The organism is Peribacillus frigoritolerans, from assembly GCF_040250305.1.
In the GTDB taxonomy this organism is placed as follows: Bacteria; Bacillota; Bacilli; order Bacillales; family DSM-1321; genus Peribacillus.
Genome location: NZ_CP158190.1, coordinates 2,065,398 through 2,091,980, shown reverse-complemented (window position 1 = coordinate 2,091,980; position 26,583 = coordinate 2,065,398). Strand labels below are relative to the sequence as shown.

General features: G+C 35.6%; 21 protein-coding genes. 2 read left to right on the top strand and 19 right to left on the bottom strand.

Annotated elements, in window-relative coordinates; all coding sequences use genetic code 11:
- Positions 1-100: 100 nt before the first annotated feature.
- From ABOA58_RS10320 to yneA, 14 genes are all read right to left on the bottom strand, one after another.
- Positions 101-1,333, bottom strand: a complete 1,233-nt coding sequence (locus tag ABOA58_RS10320; protein WP_350302202.1) for a phospholipase D family protein — start codon at positions 1,331-1,333, stop codon at positions 101-103.
- 503 nt (positions 1,334-1,836) lie between these two features.
- Positions 1,837-3,948 carry an Ig-like domain-containing protein gene (locus ABOA58_RS10315; RefSeq protein ID WP_350302201.1) on the bottom strand — a complete coding sequence of 704 codons (2,112 nt, stop codon included), beginning with the start codon at positions 3,946-3,948 and terminating at the stop codon, positions 1,837-1,839.
- 219 nt (positions 3,949-4,167) lie between these two features.
- Entirely contained in the window at positions 4,168-4,740 is a 573-nt protein-coding gene (locus ABOA58_RS10310) for a sunset domain-containing protein (protein ID WP_350302200.1), read from the bottom strand.
- A gap of 669 nt (positions 4,741-5,409) precedes the next feature.
- The gene (locus ABOA58_RS10305; RefSeq protein ID WP_350302199.1) at positions 5,410-8,529 is read right to left on the bottom strand and encodes an Ig-like domain-containing protein; all 3,120 of its coding nucleotides are present in this window, start codon (positions 8,527-8,529) and stop codon (positions 5,410-5,412) included.
- Positions 8,530-9,022: 493 nt separating this feature from the next.
- Complete coding sequence (locus tag ABOA58_RS10300; protein ID WP_350302198.1) at positions 9,023-9,565, bottom strand: hypothetical protein; 543 nt, start codon at positions 9,563-9,565, stop codon at positions 9,023-9,025.
- Positions 9,566-10,005: 440 nt separating this feature from the next.
- On the bottom strand, positions 10,006-10,749 hold the full coding sequence (locus tag ABOA58_RS10295) for a hypothetical protein (protein ID WP_350302197.1): 744 nt from the start codon (positions 10,747-10,749) through the stop codon (positions 10,006-10,008).
- 63 nt (positions 10,750-10,812) lie between these two features.
- On the bottom strand, positions 10,813-11,799 hold the full coding sequence (locus ABOA58_RS10290; protein ID WP_350302196.1) for a hypothetical protein: 987 nt from the start codon (positions 11,797-11,799) through the stop codon (positions 10,813-10,815).
- 788 nt (positions 11,800-12,587) lie between these two features.
- Positions 12,588-13,451 carry a tyrosine-type recombinase/integrase gene (locus tag ABOA58_RS10285; RefSeq protein ID WP_350302195.1) on the bottom strand — a complete coding sequence of 288 codons (864 nt, stop codon included), beginning with the start codon at positions 13,449-13,451 and terminating at the stop codon, positions 12,588-12,590.
- Between the two features lie 182 nt (positions 13,452-13,633).
- Positions 13,634-13,849 (bottom strand): YneF family protein, encoded by a 216-nt coding sequence (locus tag ABOA58_RS10280; RefSeq protein WP_034312934.1) that lies wholly within the window; start codon positions 13,847-13,849, stop codon positions 13,634-13,636.
- A gap of 84 nt (positions 13,850-13,933) precedes the next feature.
- Positions 13,934-14,374, bottom strand: a complete 441-nt coding sequence (gene sirA, locus ABOA58_RS10275) for a sporulation inhibitor of replication protein SirA (protein ID WP_350302194.1) — start codon at positions 14,372-14,374, stop codon at positions 13,934-13,936.
- Between the two features lie 298 nt (positions 14,375-14,672).
- Positions 14,673-16,676 (bottom strand): transketolase, encoded by a 2,004-nt coding sequence (gene tkt / locus ABOA58_RS10270; RefSeq protein WP_350302193.1) that lies wholly within the window; start codon positions 16,674-16,676, stop codon positions 14,673-14,675.
- Positions 16,677-16,899: 223 nt separating this feature from the next.
- The gene (locus ABOA58_RS10265; RefSeq protein ID WP_241594277.1) at positions 16,900-17,133 is read right to left on the bottom strand and encodes a DUF896 domain-containing protein; all 234 of its coding nucleotides are present in this window, start codon (positions 17,131-17,133) and stop codon (positions 16,900-16,902) included.
- Positions 17,134-17,198: 65 nt separating this feature from the next.
- Positions 17,199-17,855 (bottom strand): YneB family resolvase-like protein, encoded by a 657-nt coding sequence (locus ABOA58_RS10260; protein ID WP_350302192.1) that lies wholly within the window; start codon positions 17,853-17,855, stop codon positions 17,199-17,201.
- Positions 17,856-17,874: 19 nt separating this feature from the next.
- A complete protein-coding gene (gene yneA, locus ABOA58_RS10255; protein WP_137020070.1) occupies positions 17,875-18,186 on the bottom strand; it encodes a cell division suppressor protein YneA in 312 nt (103 codons plus the stop codon).
- 155 nt (positions 18,187-18,341) lie between these two features.
- Here yneA and lexA point away from each other — a divergent pair, with 155 nt between their 5' ends.
- Positions 18,342-18,965, top strand: coding sequence for a transcriptional repressor LexA (gene lexA, locus ABOA58_RS10250; RefSeq protein ID WP_101221643.1), 624 nt, complete (start codon positions 18,342-18,344; stop codon positions 18,963-18,965).
- 225 nt (positions 18,966-19,190) lie between these two features.
- On the opposite strand, the gene ABOA58_RS10245 is transcribed toward lexA, so the two are convergent.
- The 3 genes from ABOA58_RS10245 to ABOA58_RS10235 form a co-directional block, all read right to left on the bottom strand.
- The gene (locus ABOA58_RS10245; protein ID WP_350302191.1) at positions 19,191-19,805 is read right to left on the bottom strand and encodes a glucosaminidase domain-containing protein; all 615 of its coding nucleotides are present in this window, start codon (positions 19,803-19,805) and stop codon (positions 19,191-19,193) included.
- A 717-nt stretch (positions 19,806-20,522) separates the two neighbouring features.
- A complete protein-coding gene (locus ABOA58_RS10240) occupies positions 20,523-22,055 on the bottom strand; it encodes an esterase/lipase family protein (RefSeq protein ID WP_350302843.1) in 1,533 nt (510 codons plus the stop codon).
- 772 nt (positions 22,056-22,827) lie between these two features.
- On the bottom strand, positions 22,828-23,052 hold the full coding sequence (locus ABOA58_RS10235) for a helix-turn-helix transcriptional regulator (protein WP_101221641.1): 225 nt from the start codon (positions 23,050-23,052) through the stop codon (positions 22,828-22,830).
- Between the two features lie 134 nt (positions 23,053-23,186).
- On the opposite strand from ABOA58_RS10235, the gene ABOA58_RS10230 reads away from it, so the two are divergent.
- Positions 23,187-23,825, top strand: a complete 639-nt coding sequence (locus ABOA58_RS10230; RefSeq protein WP_350302190.1) for a LexA family protein — start codon at positions 23,187-23,189, stop codon at positions 23,823-23,825.
- A 938-nt stretch (positions 23,826-24,763) separates the two neighbouring features.
- On the opposite strand, the gene ABOA58_RS10225 is transcribed toward ABOA58_RS10230, so the two are convergent.
- Both ABOA58_RS10225 and ABOA58_RS10220 read right to left on the bottom strand, forming a co-directional pair.
- Positions 24,764-25,453, bottom strand: coding sequence for an N-acetylmuramoyl-L-alanine amidase family protein (locus ABOA58_RS10225; protein ID WP_350302189.1), 690 nt, complete (start codon positions 25,451-25,453; stop codon positions 24,764-24,766).
- Positions 25,454-25,708: 255 nt separating this feature from the next.
- Entirely contained in the window at positions 25,709-26,473 is a 765-nt protein-coding gene (locus ABOA58_RS10220; protein WP_350302188.1) for an alpha/beta fold hydrolase, read from the bottom strand.
- Positions 26,474-26,583: the final 110 nt, after the last annotated feature.

Here is a 26,583-nt window from a genome sequence, read left to right as displayed (position 1 = left end):
ATCAAAAAGGCTTTACTCCTAAGTGAAGTAAAGCACCCATAGCTATATAAAACCTATCTTTTATGTTAATAATCTTTCATAAAAACTAAAATACATCGGACTATAAAATAGAATCATATCCTTGTTCATCAAAAAGCTTATCTAATCTCGTTTTTAAGAACCGCTTTGCTTCATTAGTGATTTTAATATGGGCTTTTTGGTGATGTCTTTTTAAAATTTCGGTTATTGATACTTGAGGTGAATTTTGTGTGTTTGGATACACCTTATGCTTTAGTTCATTGCATAATTCTATTAATGAAATTCCATTTTCTATAGGTGTTTTTAAAAATTTTCCATCTGTAAATTGAATATAGTAAGGATACCTAACATTCCATTTTTTGGAATTAAAGTCAGTTTCATTTATTACATTTTCTTCTTTAAAAGCTAAGGTAGTAGCGTAACCAACTATAAGCGGAGTATCATTACCGTATTTATCTTTACTTAAAAGTGCAATAAAAATGTATTCACCTTCTTGGATACTGCTAGGCTTTCGAGGGTAAAAAGTTCTGTTAAGATATTCATGGAGTAATTTTTTTCTTTTAACATAAACATCCTTATTGGAAATTCTGCTAGTACTGTTCCCCTCAAATTTTATCCTAGCACCAGTGAATAATTCCTCATCACTTAAATCTTGGGTTGTTATATCCTCAAGTATGTCAAAATGTTCTTTGAAATTGTAATTGGGAGTACTTTGGATTGAGTTTTCATTTACGTCTATAACCGCACCCCAACGCTTTTGATTATACTCATTAGGATTAGATGATTTTTTCATTTTTCCAAGCCTTGTCGTAGCGTTTGTAACATATTCTAATTCTTTTTTTAGCAAGTCCTTTGTAATTCTGTAATCACCTTTTTCATGTATTTGAGTTAATATTTCTACAAAATAATCCACACATTGCTGACTAAACTGAATTTCATTTTTGATTAATAAACCCAATTCGTGATTTTTAAAAAAACCACTTAATGTAAAGTTAGCTGACCCCATGATAATATTTTCCTTATCAAAAACGTATAGTTTCGTATGCAAGTGCTGAAGTGCAAATAAATCAGCACCAGCTTCAAGGAGTCTTTCTAATCCCTTAATACTGTTAGCTCCTTGTATAAACTCCTCTCTATTAAATCGAGTGATAATTTTACAATCTATCCTATGTTCTGTTTCTTCTAACCAGGTGGCTAGTCGGTGAGCAGTAGGATAACTAATAAAAGGAGACATAATATAAATGTTTTTTGTTGTTTCTTCTAAGAATTTGAAAAATTCTCCGCCAATATTTTTATGTAACAATTGTATCGCCATAACATTCCGCCTTATATATGTAATGATATGTTAAATATAACATTTTTTATTTAGATAGAGGTAAAAAACCATTTTTCCCCTCACCCTTTCCCATACAGGTTTCGTTTTAACCAAAAAAAACTAATGGGGAGGAAAATTATTATAATCGGTGTAGATTAGATTCGAAACAGAATTGTTAATATAACCTACATGAAAAATATTAGTTTTAACTTCTTTACGTTCTTAGAAGAGTCCTTCTTTTTTCACTAAATGCCCCATTAGTTGTATAAACAATTCACACGTAGAAACATCTCAATTGACATGTGTTTCATAAGAATCACACGTGATAATATTTAACACTATCGTGTGGATAGAATACTTTACTTATAAAACCTCTCTTTTATCTATCCTAGCTATCTAGGTATATAAATAGATAAAAAAAAGCGGTAATACTTGGTTCAGTATTACCGCAAAATCTATAAACAGGTAGCTAAATAGCAAATTTATCTGATTTTATCTTGATACTAGCTGACCTTTACCGTTTTACTCTTACTCTTGTTACCTGATTTGTCTTGAGCGTATACCTTTAATGACGAACCCTTCTTTTGTGCCTTAATTTTCACTTTAAAATATCCTCGACCATCCACTATTCCTTGCCCAATCTTCTTACTTCCATTGTAAATATAAATAGATACTCTTTTTTCGCCTTTACCAGTTACCGTTACTGTCTTACTTGTAATTTTATTCAATGTTGGGGTGCTTGGTGGAGTTTTATCTATAACTTTAACTGTTTTACTTCCACTCTTATTAACTGAAGTATCTGTAGCATAAACAGAAATGCTTGTTCCTGCTTTTTGTTTTGCAATCTTAATCGTATATGCTCCATTTTTTGCAGTTGCTTCTCCGATTTTCTTGCTTCCCACCATTGCATATACTTTTGCACTTGATTCAGCTTTGCCACTAATAACAGTAGCGTTATCATATACAGTATTGACTGTTGGTGTGCTTGGTGGAGTTTTATCTATAACTTTAACTGTTTTACTTCCACTCTTATTAACTGAAGTATCTGTAGCATAAACAGAAATGCTTGTTCCTGCTTTTTGTTTTGCAATCTTAATCGTATATGCTCCATTTTTTGCAGTTGCTTCTCCGATTTTCTTGCTTCCCACCATTGCATATACTTTTGCACTTGATTCAGCTTTGCCACTAATAACAGTAGCGTTATCATATACAGTATTGACTGTTGGGACTGATGGAGCTGTTACGTCTTTCACCGTCACTTCTTTTACTTCACTGATGTTCCCTGCCTCATCTGTTGCCGTTACTGTTAATTTCGTTCCAGCTTTTTGTTTTGGTATCGTAACCGTATAGTTGCCTTCAGTATCAACAGTCGCTGTTCCTATTACGGTCATTCCTGCTTTGATTGTAATAGAAGAACCCACTTCTGCTGTTCCTGTCATACTTGTTGAATTTTCCGTTACTTGGTTTATTATAGGTTGACTAGGTGGAATTGTATCTGCACTTGGATTTATTACTTCATAATCAATTATGTAGTCTGTTCCATACCAAAATGTAGATGTATTATTAGCATTATCTATTAAAGAAATACTATTTATCTTCCATTTTCCAGCCTCTGCATTTTCTCCAACCTTAAATGTATAAACATATCTCCCTTGTTCATCAGTACTCCAGAGGTTTCTTCCGACTGTTTGTGTATTTGATGGACTTTGATTAATCAAAGCTATATACTGAACTCCTGATATATCATCCTTTGGAGTAATATAAACAGTCACCTCTTCTCCAGCATGCACCTTTTTGGTATTAATCTCTACTTTTTCCAATATCGGTGGTGTTGTATCTGCACTTGGATTTATTACTTCATAATCAATTATGTAGTCTGTTCCATACCAAAATGTAGATGTATTATTAGCATTATCTATTAAAGAAATACTATTTATCTTCCATTTTCCAGCCTCTGCATTTTCTCCAACCTTAAATGTATAAACATATCTCCCTTGTTCATCAGTACTCCAGAGGTTTCTTCCGACTGTTTGTGTATTTGATGGACTTTGATTAATCAAAGCTATATACTGAACTCCTGATATATCATCCTTTGGAGTAATATAAACAGTCACCTCTTCTCCAGCATGCACCTTTTTGGTATTAATCTCTACTTTTTCCAATATCGGTGGTGTTGTATCTGCACTTGGATTTATTACTTCATAATCAATTATGTAGTCTGTTCCATACCAAAATGTAGATGTATTATTAGCATTATCTATTAAAGAAATACTATTTATCTTCCATTTTCCAGCCTCTGCATTTTCTCCAACCTTAAATGTATAAACATATCTCCCTTGTTCATCAGTACTCCAGAGGTTTCTTCCGACTGTTTGTGTATTTGATGGACTTTGATTAATCAAAGCTATATACTGAACTCCTGATATATCATCCTTTGGAGTAATATAAACAGTCACCTCTTCTCCAGCATGTACCTTTTTGGTATTAATCTCTACTTTTTCCAATATCGGTGGTGTTGTATCTGCATTCGCCAACACATTCTTATTGGTAAAAGAACACACTAAAGATATGATTATAAAAACGGATAAGAAATGTTTTACTAACTGATTCTTCATTTAATGTCCTCCAATGTTTGATTACTTTAGTATTATATCGAAAATAAGTGGATTTTGTAATATTATTCATGTTTACTCCAAATGCTAGTCTAGAATATTTTTGATATTGGAACACTTCTACCGAGAGATGTGTTTAAAACCTTTCTTTCATCCTGCCTAGCTATCTAGATAAATAGGTAAAAAAGCGGTTATACATAAACAGTATTACCGCAAAATAATTTATAGTTTTGATTTTCTATACCCAGCAGATTTTGCTTCAGCTTCTGTACAGAAGGTTTCTTCAGGTTCAGTCTTATCATAGAATTGTCCTGAGGGCACATGGTAAATCTTAGTACCTGAACTTGAAACATTACCTCGAATGTTTGAACACGCTTGTTGTTTTTGTACTTTTTCTCTTTCTGCTTGTTGCTCTTTTTCTCTTTCTACTTGTTGTTCTTTTTCTTTTTCTGCTTGTTGTTTTTTCTCTTTATCTTCCTCATCATCGGTCAATACTTGATGATGGTTCATTTCGGTATCAGTTTCAGGTTCCTCTTCCAAATCTTTAAAGTGTCCAAATATACAAGGAATTAAAAACCAGGCTAGTAAAAGTAAAGAAAGAATAATTATTATAACTCCTTGCCAAACTGACTTCTGATTTTTTCTTCGAATTTTATACCACCACAGGGTTAATAAGATAATAATAATGAGAAGAATATTCCACCAAGCAGAAATTATACACTGAATAGTGTAAACCAAAAGTGATATAACAAAAAATATAAGACATAACCAAAATAGTATTTTTATTAATCGCACAATTTACCTCCAACTCTCTGATAGTGAGTTTTTATCATCTCACTTTATAAATTCCCTTTTGTTACTACCTACAAAAGCTCAATCGGTCGTACTCTGCTCTCTTATCTATATTGCTTTAGTTTTAGCTAGACCTCCAAATTTTTTCTACATAACTTCTATGTATTGTTGATTGAGTAGGGAAATAGTACATACAGGCTCTATAATTTTTAATTAGCCATTTCTATCCTCCTCAGGTATACTAGTCGATTAGAACCATGATAATACTATCATATAATTGGATAAATGAGGAGAGGAGAAAAATTTCCCAAAAAGATTACTTATTATAAGACTGTCTGGACTTTATTATAGATTGTCTGACACCTTCAATTTCCTCTGGTGTTTTTGTAATAACTAATTGGGATAGATACAAAAGCAAATTCTCAAGGTAACTAAAACTATTATTCTATCGTGGTTCAAACTTTGCTTATTAATGAGGACTTCCTTCCTTTTTTATTTACCAAGATTACACGCACTCTAAATGTGAGTTTAAAAAATTTCTTTTGTCTTACCCACCCTTTTATTACAAATCATAGTTTAAAAAAAGCGGTAATACTTGGTTCAGTATTACCGCAAAATCTATAAACAGGTAGCTTTACATAGCAAATTTATCTAACTTTATCTTGATACTAGCTAGCTCACTTTTACGGTTTTACTCTTACTCTTGTTGCCTGATTTGTCTTGAGCGTAAACCTTTAAGGTTGACCCCTTCTTTTGTGCCTTGATTTTCACTTTATAGTTTCCTCGACTATCCACTATTCCTTGCCCAATTTTCTTACTTCCATTGTAAATATAAATAGTTGCTCCCTTTTCACTCTTTCCAGTTACGGTTAGTGTCTTACTTGTTATTTTATTAACTGTTGGAATGCTTGGTGCAGTCTTGTCTATTACCTTAACCGTTTTGCTTCCACTCTTATTACCCGCTGTATCTACTGCATAAACAGAAATGCTTGTGCCTGCTTTTTGCTTTGCAATCTTAATCGTATATGCACTATTTTTTGCAGTTGCTTCTCCGATTTTCTTGCTTCCCACCATTACATAAACCTTTGCATTTGTTTCAGCTTTACCAGTAATAACAGTAGCATTATCATATACAGCATTCACACTTGGTACTGTAGGAGGAGTCTTGTCTATTACCTTAACCGTTTTACTCGCACTCTTATTACCCGCTGTATCTACTGCATAAACAGAAATGCTTGTGCCTGCTTTTTGCTTTGTGATTTTAATTGTATATACACCATTTTTAGCAGTTGCTTCTCCGATTTTCTTGCTTCCCACCATTGCATATACTTTTGCATTTGTTTCAGCTTTGCCACTAATAACAGTAGCATTATCATATACTGCATTGACTGTTGGAATGGACGGTGCTGTTTTGTCTAACACCTTAACTGTTTTACTCACACTCTTATTTCCTGCCAAATCAACCGCATAAACAGAAATGCTTGTTCCTGCTTTTTGCTTTGCAATGTTAATCGTATATGCTCCATTTTTTGCAGTTGCTTCGCCAATTTTCTTGCTTCCTACCATCGCATATACTTTTGCATTTGATTCAGCTTTACCAGTAATAACAGTAGCATTATCATATACAGCATTCACACTTGGTACTGTAGGAGCTGTCACATCTTTTACGGTGACTTCCTTCACTTCACTTACATTTCCTGCATCATCCGTAGCGGTCACTGTTAATTTAGTTCCTGCTTTTTGTTTCTCTATCGTTACTGTATATTTACCTTCGGCATCAACAGTGCCTGTTCCTAATACCGTTGTTCCTGCTTTAACTGTAATCGTTGAACCTGCTTCTGCTGTTCCAGTAACACTTGTTGATGTTTCTGTTACTTCATTTACCGTAGGTGAATTTGGAGCTGTCACATCTTTTACGGTGACTTCACTTGTTTCACTCGTATTTCCTGCATTATCTGTTGCTTTAATTGTTAATTTTGTTCCTGCTTTTTGTAAAACTATAGATACTGAGAATGTTCCATCTTCCTTAGCTATCCCTGTTCCTATTACTGTCGTTCCTGCTTTAACTGTAATCGTTGAACCTGCTTCCGCTGTTCCAGTAACACTTGTTGATGTTTCTGTTACTTCATTTACCGTAGGTGAATTTGGAGCTGTCACATCTTTTACGGTGACTTCAGTTGTTTCACTCGTATTTCCTGCATTATCTGTTGCTTTAATTGTTAATTTTGTTCCTGCTTTTTGTAAAACTATAGATACTGAGAATGTTCCATCTTCCTTAGCTATCCCTGTTCCTATTACTGTCGTTCCTGCTTTAACTGTAATCGTTGAACCTGCTTCTGCTGTTCCAGTAACACTTGTTGATGTTTCTGTTACTTCATTTACTGTAGGTGAATTTGGAGCTGTCACATCTTTTACGGTGACTTCACTTGTTTCACTCGTATTTCCTGCATTATCTGTTGCTTTAATTGTTAATTTTGATCCTGCTTTTTGTAAAACTATAGATACTGAGAATGTTCCATCTTCCTTAGCTATCCCTGTTCCTATTACTGTCGTTCCTGCTTTAACTGTAATCGTTGAACCTGCTTCTGCTGTTCCCGTCACATACTTATCTTTATCATTTATTTCATTAACCTGTGGAAGATTTGGAGGAATGATATCTTTAACTATATTGAAAGATTGATACAATTCATTTCTTTCTCTAGTAGTGCTTGTATAATACTCATTTCCCGCTTTATCATTCGCATAGATGAAAAACAGTTCCCATTTTCCATTTCCTGCATCACTAGGAACATTGTATGTTCCCTCGTATCTTTGAGTTTTTTCATTATAAGTCAAAAATATAGTTCTCTCTACACCCCCACCTTCTTTTTGCAATTTCACATATGTTGTCTTTATACCTGACTCTAAATCTTCTGCTTCTACTTGGATACCTACTTGCCCACCAGCCTGAACAGTTTCTTTATCTATTTTTGTACTTTTAATAGTTGGTTTCGTAGTATCATCGAATCCACCAGTTACTGTGAATGTTCGATACAATTCGCTTCCTTCTTTAATACTTGTATAATACTCATTTCCCGCTTTATCATTCGCATAGATGAAAAACAGTTCCCATTTTCCATTTCCTGCATCACTAGGAACATTGTATGTTCCCTCGTATCTTTGAGTTTTTTCATTATAAGTCAAAAATATAGTTCTCTCTACACCCCCACCTTCTTTTTGCAATTTCACATATGTTGTCTTTATACCTGACTCTAAATCTTCTGCTTCTACTTGGATACCTACTTGCCCACCAGCCTGAACAGTTTCTTTATCTATTTTTGTACTTTTAATAGTTGGTTTCGTAGTATCATCGAATCCACCAGTTACTGTGAATGTTCGATACAATTCGCTTCCTTCTTTAATACTTGTATAATACTCATTTCCCGCTTTATCATTCGCATAGATGAAAAACAGTTCCCATTTTCCATTTCCTGCATTACTAGGAACGTTGAATGTTCCCTCGTATCTTTGAGTTTTTTCATTATAAGTCAAAAATATAGTTGATTCTACTCCTCCAACCGCCCTTTTTAGTTTTACATATACCTGTTTTACCCCTGACTCTAGGTCTTCTGCTTCTACTTGTACACGTATTTGACCACCTGGTTCAACGGTGTCTTTATCTAGTTTTATACTTTTAATAGTTGGTTTCGTAGTATCAATATCTGTTGATGCAAATATAGCAGTTGAATTAACTAATACAAAAGACATTACTAATGATAAGACTACCATTATTTTTCCTATCCTTTGAAACATGTATATACCCCTTTTCCGAAAACAATTATTTTTTATTTAAACATCTCATCGCTTTATCCGCTTTAGTTTTAGCTAAACTAGTAGGCATAGCTTTGAGTGTTGTGGAAACGACCCACAAATTAAATTACTGCATACCTATCCTATGTATTAGTGAATGAGAACAGATTTGTAGTATAATTTTAAATTTCATTTAACCATTATTATCCTCCTTTGGTAAGTCAGTCAATTAGAACCATGCTAATTTTAGCATATTAAAATAAATGAGGGGATGAGAAAAATTTCCAAAAAAAGAGTTAACATTATACATTAAAAAAGTTAATCAGCTTGTATAACCTCTTTTAACTAGTGTTTTATCGTTCATCGCTCCGTATAAACTTTCTTCACAGCAGGCACTCTAAAGTCTACAGAAAAAGACCACTTTACTGTGGTCTTTTTGGTTCGGTCTGCAATGCACCGTTGCTGAACAGATTCTTTTCTTATAAGTTAAGCCAGATTAATTTCCTAACATATCTTCCAATTCTTGTTGAATTTCTTCTTGTGTCATATCATCAACTGGTTTGTACTCACCATTTGAATTGTAATCAGCAGGGTTATCAGTCGGTCCACCTTCTGGTACAAATTCTCCGTCTTCATTATAATCATTAGGATATGTTGAAGGTGCTTTAGGGTCTGCTTCAAGTTCATCCTCAGTATACGGAGACTGACCTTCAATATCATCATTAGAATCAGCAGAGCTAATTGTAGGTTTGTTTTCTGGTACAGTTTCACTATCTGAATTATTCTCTTTAGTGTTTGCGGAAGGTGAATCGGTGTCAACATTTGTATGTGGTGAATCATCATCTGTACCATTAAATGCCACCGAAAAAATAAGGCTTACTATAAATACCGAAAAAGTAACACCTGATGCTTTAAATACCTTCTTAGCTTTTCCATTTTTCATAAATAGAAAAACAATGCCAGTAATTATAAAAACTATTGTAGCAAGAAGCAATAAGATAGATATATTAGCCCAGAAACCCATAGCTTCCTTCCCCATTAACTTTTGTTTTTCTTCTGATAAATCTTTTGTAGCATCCCTTTAAATTTAACATGCTATAAAACAGTCTTTTTCACAGCTTTCACTATTTCATTTGCCCTCTCCACTCCCCTATTTAACTATTTATACGTAATACAGGATGATTTTACCATTAAAAAGCAAATTAAAATAGATATATAGCCACGTGTCGAAAAATAAAAAAACACACGTAGAAAGCGTGTCAACAGACAGTCTTTTATGACTAATTATGAATATTCACACGTGATAAATATTTAACATGTCGTGGGAGCAGAATACTATTTTTTGGTAAAACCTCACTTTTATATAGAAAAACCCCATATAGTAATGGGGTTTCCAACTTATTACTTTGTGTTTGAAATGCTCGATTAACATTACGTTTTCCCATTTTAGGATTTGTGTTATGTAGCTTTCACCTAAGGTTAATCGAAAATTTCATGGTTTTCGTAACTTTCTGGTATATCTATCATTATTTCCTCGATATATTCTCTGCGTTTTATTATAAATCCGTAACCCTTACCTTCTATTTCCAATTTCTTTTTTAGCTCTTTGTTTAACCTGATTCTTTCGAGGTCATAACCGTCTAGTAATTCGCCAAAACAGATTTTAAATTGTTTTTGTTTAAATTCTTGCTGACCTTTAAAATACAACTTAACATTATCTAATACCTCTTGTTCTGTTGTCCATCCATAAGTTTCTATCAACTCTAACGTTGTTTTATGTATTCTATGTACAACCTCTTTATTGAGTGAGGGGATTATTTTTCCCTTATCCTGAGGAAAAACTCTATCGGCTTCCTCCCTTCCAAAATTCCTTAAAATACCCTCATAATTCACCGTTTTTGTTGTACACCCTTTTTCTATCCACAATGCACACATGTCATCGAGTCTATTAAAAAATTGATAACTATAAATGTTCAATTCGTATGTAGAGTTTAAATACTTATGACCTTTTCTTTTTTTCGACTTTAGCTGATATTCAAAAAGTTCCTTTGGAATTTCGTCAAAATTCAATTTCGAAATCAAATTAAAAAAGGTAAGGAAGTTCATTCTCGTATGTGTGACACTCTTACTCTTATTAAATTTTTTCGAAATGGTTTCTAAGGAGTGAAAAAACAATAATCTAGGGTCTTTTCCTGAAGGTAAATACTCTTTAACCAAATCCAACAGTATGTACAAATCTTGCAAATAACCATTTCGATTAAATACTTTGTAAAAGTTTGGATATAATTATTCTAAATCATCAGATTGTAGAAGCTCTTTATATATATCAATGACTTCTTTTAACTCTTTTTGTTGCTCACTCTCTTTTATTTCTACTTGATATAGCTCCATTAGAAATGCTTTCACTTCCAATATGGAGCATTTTAATAAACGTTCAGTAACTTGGATAATCGTTCCATCGAAAGGATTACTTGTTGAAAAACATTTATATAATTGGTGTCCATTATTCTTATTGGATTCAAAAATAGAAGCACTTGGTTCAGTTTCTTCATGAAAAATGTCTAGAAAATTTCGTTTATGTTGGATTCCTATATATGCACGTAAATCCTGTTGTTTTAGGTAATCGAAAAGCTCGAAATTACTGTAAACAATTTTTGGTTTGGTTCTTATTTTCTTTCGTAACTCCTTGATATTTCTTTGTTGTATTAATTCTATGTTATCTGCTGTTTCTTTACCTTGTTTGTGTTCATCGGTTTGTATCTGTTTGGTGTTTTTGGCAGGATATATTACTAGATTCTTCTTTGTCCCACCAAAATCATTGGGATTCTTTTTCAAGTAATCATTAACCTTTAACCTATTATTAAAGTTCAGTTCAATAATTTCCTTACCACCAAAGAATAGTCTAGTGCCGTCTTTACAATGCTTATCTGCTTGTGGGTATTTAGACAACAGTTTATCTACAATACAATCAAACTCTTCAAGGAAAATGATATTATTAGTAATGTTTATTTTGTTATCAAAGAAAGTACGCTGAAACGGAGTTTCACAGGCTAGAGAACAAAACTCTAATACGCTTATCATTACAAATAGCACTTCGAGTGTGGGGGTGGGACTGCTACTCATTGAATCTGAAGACAAAACCATGTTTCTGGTGATAAGGCACGCCCCTCTATCAAGAAACACACCCATTTTTATAGTGAGTGTGCTTTGCTTTTTACATATAATTATTAAAATAAATCTTTCCAACTTTGATAAAATCACAATTTTAAACATCTTTTAAATTTACTTCTAAAACGGGAGCCAATCAAAATCAATGTTTCGTCTTAAATTGTTCATCTGCTATTTTTGAGTTGCCCACCTACAATTAGACGGTTCATAGTTTCCATTAACATCAATTCTGTCAATTGATAAAACATCTGTGTAACCATTGTTTAAAGACCATTCATAAAATGTTTTAAATGAACTTTTCCATTCTTCACATATTTTAATGCCACGACCACCATAATACATAAATTGAGTCGTGTTTGGATTTCCACACCTGTACTTCATCGCTTCCCAAATATGATAAATCCTTGTATTAGACATCCCATGAGTATTCTTGCTTCTCTTAACAATTGACCTTTGGCACAACCACATGATTTATATTTATTTGGATTCAACAAATATGGTGTAAGTATATATCTAATATTTCCACACTCACATTGACACTTCCACTTCTTCTTTCCATTCTTATCTTTCTCATCGCTAAGTTCTATGACTGTAAACAAGTTGAATTTCTGGTTTTGTTAGGTCATGTATTCTTTTTACCAAAATACTCATCCTCCATTCTTTAATAATGAAATATATGACGTATCTTGGTTTAAATAACCACCAATTATACTCACTTTAAACAACAGACTTCAAAGAATCCATCAAAGGGTATAGATAACTACTTTTACGCCTTTTCCCTTGTACAATCCCTTGTTAAGGCTGTTGTCCTACCAAATTTACTTTTTCCGACTTATTACTATTCATTCCTTGTTATTGCCTAGATTCATTAACGGACTTGATGCCACAGCTTTTTACAATAACTGCTCATCATTTAAAGAATGCAAGTATCGTTGAGTAGTAGACACATCACTATGTCCAAGTAATCGTGAAAGGCTATAAATATCAATTCCTGCCATCAAGCATTGAACACTATAAAAATGCCTAAATGTGTGTGGGGATAATCTCTTGCCATCAATTCCAACTATATCCCCTGCTTTTTTAATCATGTTCCACAAACCAACATGAGATATTTCTGTGCCTTTATAAGACAGAAAATAATTGTCAGTTGTAATCTTATCTTGTACGTACATTTTTCTCATTCTTTCATACTTAATCAAGATTCTCTTTAGTGCAGGTGATACGAAAACAATACGTTCCTTATTGCCTTTACCATACACCAGTATTGTTGATTCCTTTACGTTCTCTACTTTCAATCCCCTTATTTCCATACTACGCATACCTGTGTCAGCCATCATAGCAATCATCCCTTTGTTTCTGATACTAATATAATTCTTGTACGTAAAGGCATTTATCATAGCTGTTACTTCATCAGTAGTGAACCCCTTCAACACAAGTTTTGGAACTTTGGGGATTTCCACTTTCTTCATAGGATTCTCTTTTAAATATTCTTCACTTACACACCAATTAAAGAAGGCAGACACCATCCTTGACATGGAAACAATACTCTGTGGCTTCAAACCGTCTTTCTGCTTTCCACGCACATACGCCCTCAAATCAAAAACTGTAACAGTTTCCAGTTCTGTTATGGCTCTCTTTACTTTTAAAAAAATCTTTAACTGCTTATATTCCTGTCGCTTATTAATCATTGTCTTTTTGGTAAATCCTTTAGCCATACAATGATATAAATACTCATCTATTACATCTTCTAACAACACGAAAAAAGACCACCCTTCTGCTTAATCTTTCAACAAAAAGTGGTCTTAATTTGGATTATAAGAATGATTAACCATAATCTAAGCAAAGTAATGATGAAGGTTTAACCAAAATCTATAACAGCATAGAATATGTTTAACAAATGATTGCAATAAACATTGATATATCAAAGTTTCATGCTATCTTATTTTGTTTGTTGTTTATTCATGGCGCTCATCATTTGATTAATTTTCTTTTGGGATGGTTTCATACCCATTTGCATCATCATCATTTTCAGCATCTGTTCGTTAATTGGCGGATTTTTCTTTAAGTAATCCATCATGTATTTACGAGCGATGAAAAATCCCAGCACTACTCCAGCAATCAATGCCAGTACGCCAACTAGAATGTAAACCCACATACTATTTCCTCCTTCGTGTTGTCTAACATCAGTGTACTAGACCAAAGGTTATTATACAATACCCGCTACTGAAAAGTCCCCCATTTAGACAAATTTTCTTTCTTTTATCGGTTTTAACCAACCGTATTTTTCATGTTCAAAATCAATGGCCAGAAAACTCGCTTCATATTTTCGAATACTTTCAAAGAAAGCCGTCTCCGCTTCATAGTCTCCTTCAGCTTTTAGAGTAATGGAATCATGCTGAATGATTAAAACGGCTTTACTTGATCCGTTTGTTTTTTCTAAATAGTATTTTCCATTTTGAGACCAATAATTCATCTTTTTTTGCAAACGTTGTTCAATAGCTAACTGCAACTGGATAATCGGGACTGTTTTGGTGACATATTCGATTTGTTTTTGCAAAATACTCTTCAGTCTGCCCTTTGCTTGAATATACTCCAAAAACAAATTGAAAAATAGCTTTTCTCTTCCATAATAATGATGGGCAAATTCATCTTCGATTAAATAAATTTGATAGGTTCTCATCAGCCAATGCCTCCTAGCTTTCCTATTTTGGTCACGAAAACAACTAACCACCAGGTACCTCTCCACTATTTTCCACTATTGATAACTTTCCCCTTTAACTGACACATTTAAACGAAATTTATTTATTCTCATTATATATTGACAAACTAAAAAGATATGTTGTTTGCTGGAGAAATTTTCTTCTTTTTTTGTCGAATGGAAGATTTCCCTTTAGGAATAGGAGCACGCAATATAAATCAGGATTGTTTTTGATAAAAAAACTGACACCAAACTAGTTGGTGTCAGTTCTCCATTACTATTAGTTAAGCATTTCCTTAACGCGAGCAACTACATTTTCTACAGTGAAACCGAATTCCTCCATGATCTTGCCGCCTGGTGCAGAAGCTCCGAAATGATTGATGGCCAATATTTCACCCTCATCACCTGCATAACGATCCCAACCAAACGGTGAAGCCACTTCGATAGCTAGACGTTTCTTCACTGCCGGATTGATTACGCTTTGTTTATATTCTTTAGATTGAGTTTCAAATCGATCCCATGATGGCATGCTGATAACAGAAACATCAATTCCTTCGTTCGCTAAAGCTTTCTGTGCTTCCACAGCCAAGTTCACTTCGGAACCAGTCGCAAGAAGTAATGCATCGGCTACTTCTTTCTTAGAAGCAGAGATGATGTAAGCACCTTTTGAAACACCTTCATACGCAGTTTCGGAAGTGTCTTTAATTGTTGGCAATCCTTGACGAGTCAGTACAAGGGCAGTTGGTTTATTTGTAGACTCCATAGCCACTTTCCACGCTGCTGCCGTTTCATTGCCATCAGCTGGACGGATTACCCCTAGGTTAGGCATTGCACGCAATGATGCCAATTGTTCGATTGGCTCATGAGTCGGTCCGTCTTCCCCTACAGCAATGCTGTCATGAGTGAATACATAGTTTACAGGCAGTCCCATTAGTGCTGCCATTCTAATGGCAGGACGTAGATAATCAGAGAATACGAAGAATGTTCCCCCGTATACTTTTAATCCACCATGAAGTGCCATTCCATTTAAAGCCGCACCCATAGCGAATTCACGTACACCGAACCATATATTACGGCCGCTGTAATTACCAGGTAATAGATCAGTCTCACCTTTGATGGCAGTATTATTAGATCCGGCTAAATCCGCAGAACCCCCAATGAAGCTAGGGACCCGTTTGGCAATCGCATTTAGCACTTCCCCACTTGAAGCACGGGAAGCTAATGTTTTACCTTCTTCATAGACCGGAATTTCCTGATCCCATTCAGCAGGCAGTTCACCTTTGATGGCCAGCTCCAATTGCTGTGCTAACTCAGGATGTGCTTCTTTGTAATTTTTGAACAATTCATTCCAAGCTTCTTCTTTTTGAGCGCCTGCATCAACAACAGCTTCATTGAAGTGTGAATACACTTCTTCCGGAACATGGAAGTCCTCTTCGAATGTCCATTTATATGCTTCTTTTGTCAATTTAAGCTCATCTGCACCAAGCGGTGCGCCGTGAACAGCGGATTTACCTGAACGGTTTGGTGAACCGTAACCAATAACCGTTTTCACTTCGATTAATGTTGGGCGTGCATCGTCGGTTTTCGCTTCTTCAATCGCTTTAGCAATTTCCTGAAGATCATTGCCATCCTCAACGCGTATATATTGCCATCCATAAGATTTGAACCGGTCTGCTACGCTTTCACTAAATGATTGACTTAAGTCGCCGTCAAGGGAAATATCATTAGAATCATATAAAACAACAAGTCTTCCGAGTTGTAGATGTCCAGCTAATGAAGCGGCTTCTGCAGAAACACCTTCCATTAAATCTCCATCTCCACAAATGCTATATGTATAATGATCGACCACATTATAAGAATCGCGGTTATAGCTTTCTGCCAAGTGACGTTCAGCCATTGCCATTCCGACTGCCATTGCGATACCTTGTCCAAGCGGCCCGGTAGTTGCATCTACACCAGCCGTATGTCCGAATTCAGGATGTCCTGGAGTTTTACTGCCCCATTGACGGAAGCTTTTCAAATCATCGATAGATAAGCCATAGCCCGATAAATGAAGAAGGCTGTATAACAGCATAGAACCATGTCCAGCTGAAAGAACAAAGCGATCTCTATTAAACCAATCTGGATTTTTCGGGTTATGGTTCATATATTCGGTCCATAGTTTATACGCCATCGGCGCTGCCCCCATTGGCATACCTGGATGGCCGGAATTAGCCTTTTCAATTGCATCAATTGATAATGTACGAATCGTATTGATAGAAAGTGCATCTAATTTATCTAACATATTGTAAAAACATCCCTTCCTGTAATGTACCTCTTTATATTATAGTGACAAGCATAATATCACAACTAAAATCACTATTTACTGCCTCAATATTAAAATTTTCTAGAAATAAGAGAAGCCCCCTATTTAGATTAAACTAAATAGGAGAATACATACATGCATGCACTCCCTTTTTACTCCTAAATGCTAATAGGATCCTCGTTCCATGAGAGGAATTCAAGCATTAATGTAAGTTTCTTTTTTCTTTTATATTTTTTATCTTTTGAGGAGTGACGTCATTACCTTCTGGATCAACGACTTTCACATGCTCCAACGTATCGGTCATGGACTTTCTGAATGTTTCCAAATACTCGCTTCTCAATTGGGTTTGCTCTTTCGCCTCAACTTCCGTCAAACCTTCAGTCTTTGCCTTTTTAGAAAGTTCATTAATACGGGTTATTTTTTCTTTTGATAACATAATTTCGCTCCTTCATAATCTCCGGATATTGTCATGGTATTAAAAAAAAAGCGAAATTACAAGTTCTAAGATTGACTTTCCTTTTTATTCAGTTGATGTTCGAGAAAACGCCTGTTCACAGTAGCCTTGGAAACATTGTATCCAAAGCCCCTTAAAGTGGCTGCGATTTCTGCAAATGTCAATCCATTGGCCCGAAGTTTAATAATTTCTTCAATAGGAATTTCCATACGGTCCCTTCCAGTGGAATTCCTTTGATTCTGAAGGTTTTTTTGAGGACGGTACCCTTTTTCAACGGCTCTTATCATCCCGCGCTTTATTTTAAGATTATGTAGTTTCCTTTGGTATTCTTCTACAATACCGACTATCTGGATGACCATGGCATCCGAATCCGATAACTCAAGCTCCCCGTCATGTGAGAGCGTATAAATTTTCACATCTTCTTTAAGGATGACATGGAAAAGGGCTATTTTGGCATTCCCTCTTCCCAGCCTTGTTTCATCCTGAATTAATAGTACTTCAGCTTCTTTAGTTTTAAATAGTTCGAGCATGTCAAAAATGCCATCCCGATTCAACTCATAACCACTTGCCTGCTCTTTTATTATGGAAATGACTTCAACATCCATCTTTTCTGCCAATTTGACTAATTCATCTTCCTGCCTTGCCAATGATGTTTCCTGTGACTCTTTTTCTGTGCTTACCCTACAATAGATTACCGCCTTCATAATACCCTACCTTCACTACTTACTGCTCACTGGCCAAATTCTGGACAAGTTCTTCCCCTTTAACCGGTATGACGATGACTTGACCAGGTTTAATTGAATCCGCCCTGACTCCATTATGCTCTTCTATCCAACCAATGAATTCTTTTTTTGTCAAATTTGCTTCTTCATATTCTTCGGCAATTCCCCATAGGGTATCACCCTCACTTACTTCTATAGAAAGGAAATCCTTTTTTGGATCATTGTTCAATGTACAAGAGAATAAAATTGAAAAGATGAATACTGATCCCGCTAATAGAATCGTATAAATATAATTTTTGTATAAATTTTTCATAAATATCCCTCCAAAGCGAATGTTCGTTCGTATGTTATGGTCAAATTATAATACGAACGTTTGTTTCAGTCAACAACAAAATTCGAACTTATGTTTGTATAGAGTTGGGGGCCATGCTATAATGTAGCAAAGAACATTGGGGAAGAGGTGCACAAATGACTAAACTATCAAAACGGCAGCAAGATATTCTTGATTTCATTAAAGAAGAGGTCCGCCAAAAAGGGTATCCACCTTCCGTACGGGAGATTGGCGAAGCAGTGGGACTTGCTTCAAGTTCAACAGTACACGGACATTTATCACGCCTGGAAAGCAAAGGCCTGATTAGACGTGACCCAACCAAGCCAAGGGCCATTGAAATAATGAATTTGGAGGAAGCGAACAATATTCCCAAAGTCAATGTCGTGAACGTGCCGTTACTTGGAAAAGTAACAGCGGGAATGCCGATAACGGCCATTGAGAACATAGAAGAATACTTTCCGCTTCCCGAAAGCATGGTTCCACATGATGACCATGTATTCATGCTGGAAATCATGGGTGAAAGTATGATCGAAGCAGGAATTCATGATGGGGATTATGTCATCGTGAAACAACAAAGCAATGCCAATAATGGAGATATCGTCGTGGCAATGACGGAAGATGATGAAGCCACTGTAAAACGATTCTTTAAGGAACCGGATTACATAAGGCTTCAGCCTGAGAACTCGAATATGGAACCAATTATTTTACGAGATGTTTCGATACTTGGAAAAGTAATAGGCTTATATAGACAAATACACTAAAAGCGCTAACAGCGCTTTTTTTGTTTGTTTAATTTATGTCCCGAATTCTCTCAATATGCATATGGAAGAGTAGATATTGATATATTTTTTAATAGAATCAGGTTTTCATGGGAATTTAAACATCCTTTATTACGGATGGAAGTTATACTATCGCCTAATATTTACTTTAGTAACAATCTGATTACAATAAAAAAGAGAGCTTTAACTACCGCTCCCAGTTAAAATTCACTTCACTCGTAATCTTTGGTTCACTTTAATGAGGTTAAGATCGACCAAGCCATTCCACTGTTGAATCTGCACTTGTGTAGAACCGTATGCTTTTGCAAGCGCAGAGACGGTATCCCCTTTTTGGACAATATGATAAACCTCTTCAATGCTTGCATCATATTTTGTTAAATCGCTTGTTTCGATAAGGTTCACCAGTTTTTCAATATATTTGGGATCCGAGGCGTACCCCGCATCGAATATTGCTTTGAGTGCTTTTCTGTAATCTTTTTCTCCAATGACAGCTGTATAAAGACTTCTATTCCATGAAGTCCCCTTTACATATAAATTGGCAAGATCTCGAAGACTTTCTTCCCAAGATGGGTATTTTCTGAATTTGTTCCATACTTGAACGGGCACACCATTGACATATTCCATTGTCTGAATAATGACAGACTCACCCTTGAATTCACCTTTTGTACCGAATATATTTTTTCCTTTGCTTGCTAATAAACTTGTCCCATATCCACTCTCCAAACAAGCTTGTGCAATGACAACAGAAGGTAATATTTTAAACTCCTGTTGAATTTTCTGGGCATAGGGAGCAATTTCCTTAATAAATGTTTCCTTGCTCATTAGAACCTCCCACGAATGGTCATTACTTTATTTTTCACTGTTTATCTTCATTCTTATCGTATTCTCATCTATGAAAAAGGTTACAGCTTGTCCTGCACAAAAGGTTCCGATGTCTGGCTAATTGTTTTAATTATAGATTTCTTACCTAGAAGTGGATCGCTCCGCGTATTATTTATCCACTTCCCTACCAAACAGGAAAAGCCGTCAATCCATATAATTAAATGGATTGACGGCTTTTTAAGTTGGACACTGAAAACCTTCAAAACTTGTTCATTTTCATTTTCATCAGTCATCGTCATCACTTGGTTTCAGGAATTTTCATGGGCTGGTTTTATGGCTAAGCAAACATTGGCAATTATGCTGCACTCAAAACTGGTATTTTGTCTTATAGAGAATCCTATAAAAAGACGGATTAAACCTATACAGGGTATCTCTCGCTGCAATTCAGCAATCTTTTTATTAAACACTAACACCCATGTTAACATCCCATTACACACATCCAAAAAACCCCTTCTCAATTGATCAATTTGTCGGGAAAAGTAAGTTATCCTTTATGTTTTTTACACTCCTGACTAGCCGAGCAGGCTTGGCATACAGTCGGCGGAAAGGAAGCGGATTTTCTGCAATCGACTGGATCTTTTTTAAAAGAAAAGACTGTAGGCAAACTTAGAATTTGTCTACAGTCTGATACATTCTCAAAGAAGAGACGGCATTTCACTATTTCTCAATATAGACCGAACGAATCAGCGTCCGGGTTCTTTCAGTACCATACACATTTTTTTCCTTGACATCTATTGTTACATTATAAACACCTGACTTAGGTACTTCTGGAAGGGTGCCAGTAAAATTTTCGGTATCCATTGCCTTAATTGAGCTTTTTTCACTAATTTCATTACCGGTTTCATCTATTAGATGAACCGAAAATGTTGTGCTGATTGGCCTTTTTTTATCATTCATTGGGTTCTTTATTAAAAATTTTGCATCTTTTTGCTTAACTTTACCTGCCATACTTAATGTAATGGGATTCTTTTCGTTAAATTGTGCTGTGAACAGGTAGGCGTCTTTTGGCGATTTAGTCTTCATTCGCACTTTCCAATCACCAATTTCAAGGTTGTTTCTATTGAATGAGTGGATGGTTGCACCATTAAAAAAGGAAGTTTCATTTTTGGCTGAATGAACCTTTAAGGAAGGTGAATACTTTTTATTGGATGGAGAAATCAATTCAACCTCGACATCATTTGAGGCTGTATATATGTTTATATTGCCTGGGGCTGCTTCATTTACATGGAAGCTTTGTTCGATCCAGACATTTTGTTTCAGGACATCACCCAGAACGGTTTGAGCGAGTGCGGTGGTAATGACATCATCTTCAACCCGTTCTTTATAATTGACATTATATTCAGGGATCCCAGCGGTGGAAGTGCTTCTTAAATATGGTTCAATTCTTGAAAATACAGCTGAGCCAACTCGTATATTGTCGTGATCAAAGTTGGGATCTGAAAATAAATGTGTTGCATAGGGTATTTTTGTACTCCATACATTTACTAGACCATCATTTTCCCCATATGAAGATAAATATTGTCCACCCATTGATAAGGCTGAAAGAACCGGGCCTCTATTCATACCTGCCACAGTGAAATACATGTTTTTACGAGAATTAACATGGTTATCCGTGACAGAACGAAATTCCGCCATTTTACCAACTTGTAAAGAATAAGTTCCCTCATCTTTTTGACCTAATAGGGAACCAAGCCAGCCTGCATACCAGCTATAAGCCAAATCAGCTAGGTGAGAACCATGATGAGGGGAAGCTAAAGTGATCACCCTTCCAACATATTGGTGTGCTCCATAGTGCACTAGAGCCGCTTGGGTATCTGGGCCCCCTTTGCTGTGAGCTATAATATTTACTTTTTCGCCCCCGAAATGGTTACTGATTTCTGCAAGCATTTGAGCTAAAAGCCTTCCATTGGCATATTGGCTCACTGATCCATTTCCAGCTGAATCATGAAGCTGAACAAAAACAGTTTGGTAGCCTGCTTCATACGCTTTGGTATACATATCATTGACACCATGATAATCCGTTTCACCGTACCAGCTGGTTGAACTGCCGTTTTTCCCTTGAACAAACACGATCGGTGGTTTGTTCGTATCAAGATTGGGAGGAATACTTCCAAGAAACCAATCCCCTGGACTGAAAGTTTCGGAAGGAGGCTTTAATTTTCCTGCTGAGGAAATGTCTGGCTTAGCCATAATCAATATGGTTAGAATGAGGACAAGAAAAACGACATAATTGATTACATTCCTTTTCAATTGTTATCTCCTCCAATTTCATGTGGAATTTTTTCGAACTCATCCTATTATCAACGCCCCCTTCCAGTCCTTTCATAGCTTTCATTAGTATATATTTGTACTTTTGCATACCATTACCTGCTATCTTCATAAAGATGGGAGAAAAAAACTAGAGGAATTCATAAAAAATGGAGATATAGTATGATGGTTTGCCTTCGATTCGTTCATGTATACAGTCATTTTCCATTTATTAAATTATCCTTATAGAGGAAATCCATGTATCGAATGCTTTATGTTCACGAAGGAAAAGAGAATAAGCCCTTCTCCTGCAAAGGATATAGGGCTTGACTTTTTTATGATCATCCAAATATTATTCTTCGAATTTGCCACTGTCCAATTGCTCCTATTCATGGTGATTTGAAGTCCATCCTATACATTAAGTAAATTGTTGAAAAAAACTCTTTCACAGCAATTGGCTGTCATTCATAGGGATCTCAGTATCAATCGTCTATTTGGATTTTTAACTCCTTAAAGCCCTTCCCTCAACCCCACATACACGTATTTCACAATGAGAACTGGATAAATGATATCAGGGCTATGCTCGTTCTTCCGATTGTACAATTTGTTTATCTGATTTTCCTTTCCCCTTTTTTTCACCCTCTTTCGATCATTACTTAAATCTTGCCCCAGGAATGGTTACTTTGGTGAAGAAATGGTTGATAGTCTTGATCCTTTAACTACATTTGAAGTGTAGGTGGGGATCAAAAAAAATGATATCGTCGATCGAGAACCCTACACATTCAGCAAACAAATAAGCCTTATCGATTCGCAAAGGAATCTTATATTGCTCATAGTCAATGTAAGTTCTCTTGGCCATCTTCAGCACTTTAGCCATTTCTTCTTGTGTTAAACCTTTATACTTCCTCGCTTGTTTAAGTGTGAACTTAACGTTTGTCATATCTTGTCACCACCTATCTAAAAAAATAATATCACACTTGAAGTATAGTTACCAACAATTTTTCGCAAAATTCACGCACTTTAAGTTTACTCACTTTCACTCATGGTGTATATTCAAGTAAGAGGTGAAGAAATATGCACATTGGTGAACGGATTAAAATGTTAAGAAAAGAAAGAAAAATGACACAAGAAGATTTGGCAAATATATTAAAGGTGGCGCCAACGGCAGTATCAGCATGGGAATCCGGACGGAATAAACCTTTAATGGATAAATTGAGCATGATGTCCGCATGCTTTGAAATACCGCTATCCCACCTCATTGAAGGAGCACCTAGCGTTAGAAATGCTCCTGGAATGGAATTTCTAAATGAAAAGAATGTAAGATTAATTGGAGTCTATGGCAATATTCCTGCTGGAGAGCCTAATTTTACCAATGAATATATAGAAGCTTATATGCCGACATTAAATTCGATGCTAAAAACGAATAAAGAATATTTTTTCCTTAGAGTGAATGGCAATAGCATGAACAAAGAATTCAGTGACGGATCTTTAATTCTCGTTGAAAAAACAACCTGCGTTGATAAAGGAAAAATTGGAGTGGTCTTGGTAAATGGTCACGATGCTACGGTCAAAAAAGTGAATATCGCTGAAGAAAACATCACACTCACTCCCTGCAGCACGGATCCTTTTTATGAAGAAAAAACCTATAACTTAAAAAATGATAGAGTTCGAATTTTAGGAAAAGTGGTTCAAGCCATTAAAATATACGATTAATATCAACTTAGAGTTTCTTTACGGAATATTACTTTAGTTCCCTTTGTTGACTGATGCATATTAGGTACAAGCCATCATGGTTTGTGCTTTTTAGTATTGTTCTTTAAATATGTCTTTGCAAAATGTAAATATAAATTTGTGTCAGCCTATATCCGTTTTCCCCAGATTACTTATTTCATTGAGTGAATGTTTTTGGAACTATAAGCTTCCTAGTATTCTTATTTCAGTAAATTTCCCTTTCATACAGAATGAATATAATTGTCTGTATTAGGCAATCAAATTATCATATTTTTATTATTCGGTTCACAACCTCATATAAGAATCTTATAATGGGATGATAAGCATTTGCCTCTGTAGCTCTAGAAGGGAAGAGCGCCGGAAAACATTTGTAGCCACCGGGTCGCAAGGTAAGGGTTTCAGAAGCACCGAAAAGCAAATACGCTGAGGCAGGTGGAATTCCTGCCGGTGAAAATCCGTAGGGAAGCGTGTTCTCCCCTAGCCTATGCTTACGAAAGGAGTGCGGGTTCGAATCCCGTCAGAGGCTTGTTTCCTGGAAAATCCGAGAGTATATATCAAATTCCACTTTTGCCTTCTGTGCAATTTTTTTATTTTTCCCTTTCACTTCCTCCGCTATTTTCCAAGTACTTATAGGACAGTAGTATGTACACGATTATTTTATTACATGCATATTCCTGAACAAGGAAAAGCCCCTCTTTTTGAGAAGGGCTGAGTTTGTAGACAAAGAGGTTCTACCTAAAAGTTAAAACAAGTTGATTTTGATTGGAGCGGGTGTGCGAGACTCCTGTGGGAAAAGCGTGTCCAGGGGTTCAAATTGTACAAACCCTAAAAAACTGTAGACAAACTCTTTTTGAGAAGGGCTTCCTTTGTGGTGTGCTTCTGGAAGTTAAAAATAATTTAACCAGGCATCTATTAATTATTCATTTAACACGCAATTTCTGGTTTACTGTAATGGTGTACTGACTGTCAAGATCGTTCCAATCTTTAATTTGCTGAACCGTACTGCCATAAGCAATGCTTAAGGAGTATACGGTGTCACCACTAACGACTGTGTGGTATACAGCTGTATTTTTCTTTTTAAGATTGAAGCATTTAACTAAACCGTTTACATGTCCGCGAGCCAGTGATTCGATAAAGGATGCCGTTTTCAATTTGGCTGCGTCATTGACATTATCGATAAATCCATTTTCGGTCAGGAGTGCAGGCATGTCCGTTTCACGGAGCACATATAAATCTCCTGTTTTTTGTCCTCTGTCTTGGATGTTGATAAGCTTCATGACCTCTGAATGAATATGATCTTGATACGTTTTCGTAATCTGATTAGTAGACGTATAAACGTAATCCTCATACCCAGTGCCACCGCCGGCATTAATGTGGATGGAGAGATAAAAATCGGCTCCCCACGCGTTCGCTGCATTCGTCCTATCGTTTAAAGAGGGGTACGTATCTTGGTACCTGCTCATTTTTACAGAAACGTTATTATATTCTATTAATAAGATGTCTTTGATTCGAGTTGCAATGGATAAAGTTAAATCCTTTTCTCTCAATCCATTCCCCACCGAGCCTGGATCCGTACCGCCGTGGCCGGGATCAATAAATACTTTTACCATTTCTATCACCTCTATTAATCTTATGTTACGTATCAATAAATGCTTGTACACGTAACTATCTGATTAAAGAAATTTCAAAATAAAGAATTCATCCTCTCGGCTACAGTTCAAAAAAAAATACACCCTAAAGGTGTCATGGCATTATATGATGACATTCGCCAAATGGACGGGAAATTTTCCAAAAAGCCTTCTTCCTTTTTTATACTTTTCTATCAGGAATTATTGGGCATCTAAAAATAAAGTAATAGATTATTTTTAGTTATGGTTTGTTTTATTTGATTGTTCTGCACAATCTTTGATTGAGTCAATCACTATAGTTGGTTCTGATAATTGCGGAAAATGCCCACTTTTTTTTGCGACAATGTGTTTGCTGTTTCTTGACAATGAAAGCAATTCCAATTGATTCTCAAGTCGTTTTTTTCGAATTTCCTCTGGCATCATTCGATTTTCTTGTCCACCAGTAATGACAAATACAGGTATTTCGGGAAATGTATCATTTTGTTGGATTTGATCCACAGTTTTTTTTACAAAATTAACTTCATTGAATTGTTTATGCGAGGATAAGGAATCAAACACCTTGAACATCCTATTAATGGTTTTTACGGCCTTGCCTTGATATTCATTAAGGCTAATATCTTTCGTTGTACTGGATTCTAAAAAAACTATTCCCCCCACTTCATTTGGGTAAAGTCGGGCATATAAATTAGCATATAGGCCGCCTAGCGAATGTCCGACCAATAAGTATGGAGGTTCAAACCCCACGATTGTTAATGCCTCACGTAAAGTGTTAACAATACTTTTCCCGTCTTGGCTTTCCTTCGGTTTATCGCTGCCAGCAACACCAAAGCGATTATAGGAAAATACAGATGCTGTTTCCGAAATTGCCGGTAGTATTTTCATCCAACCTTCTATCGGTCCAGAACCACCGTTAATCAAAACTATATTTGGTTTGCCTTTTCCACTAATATTATATTGTAACGTCCCTTTTGGTGTTTCCACTTTATATTTTTCTATTTTCAATGTCAGAGCACCTCACTTTGTTTAGATTACTCTACGTGTGTAACAAGCTATTGGTTTCATCTATTGAAGTACTAACATAATGCTTTAATTTTCACGAAAGTTATCTGGAA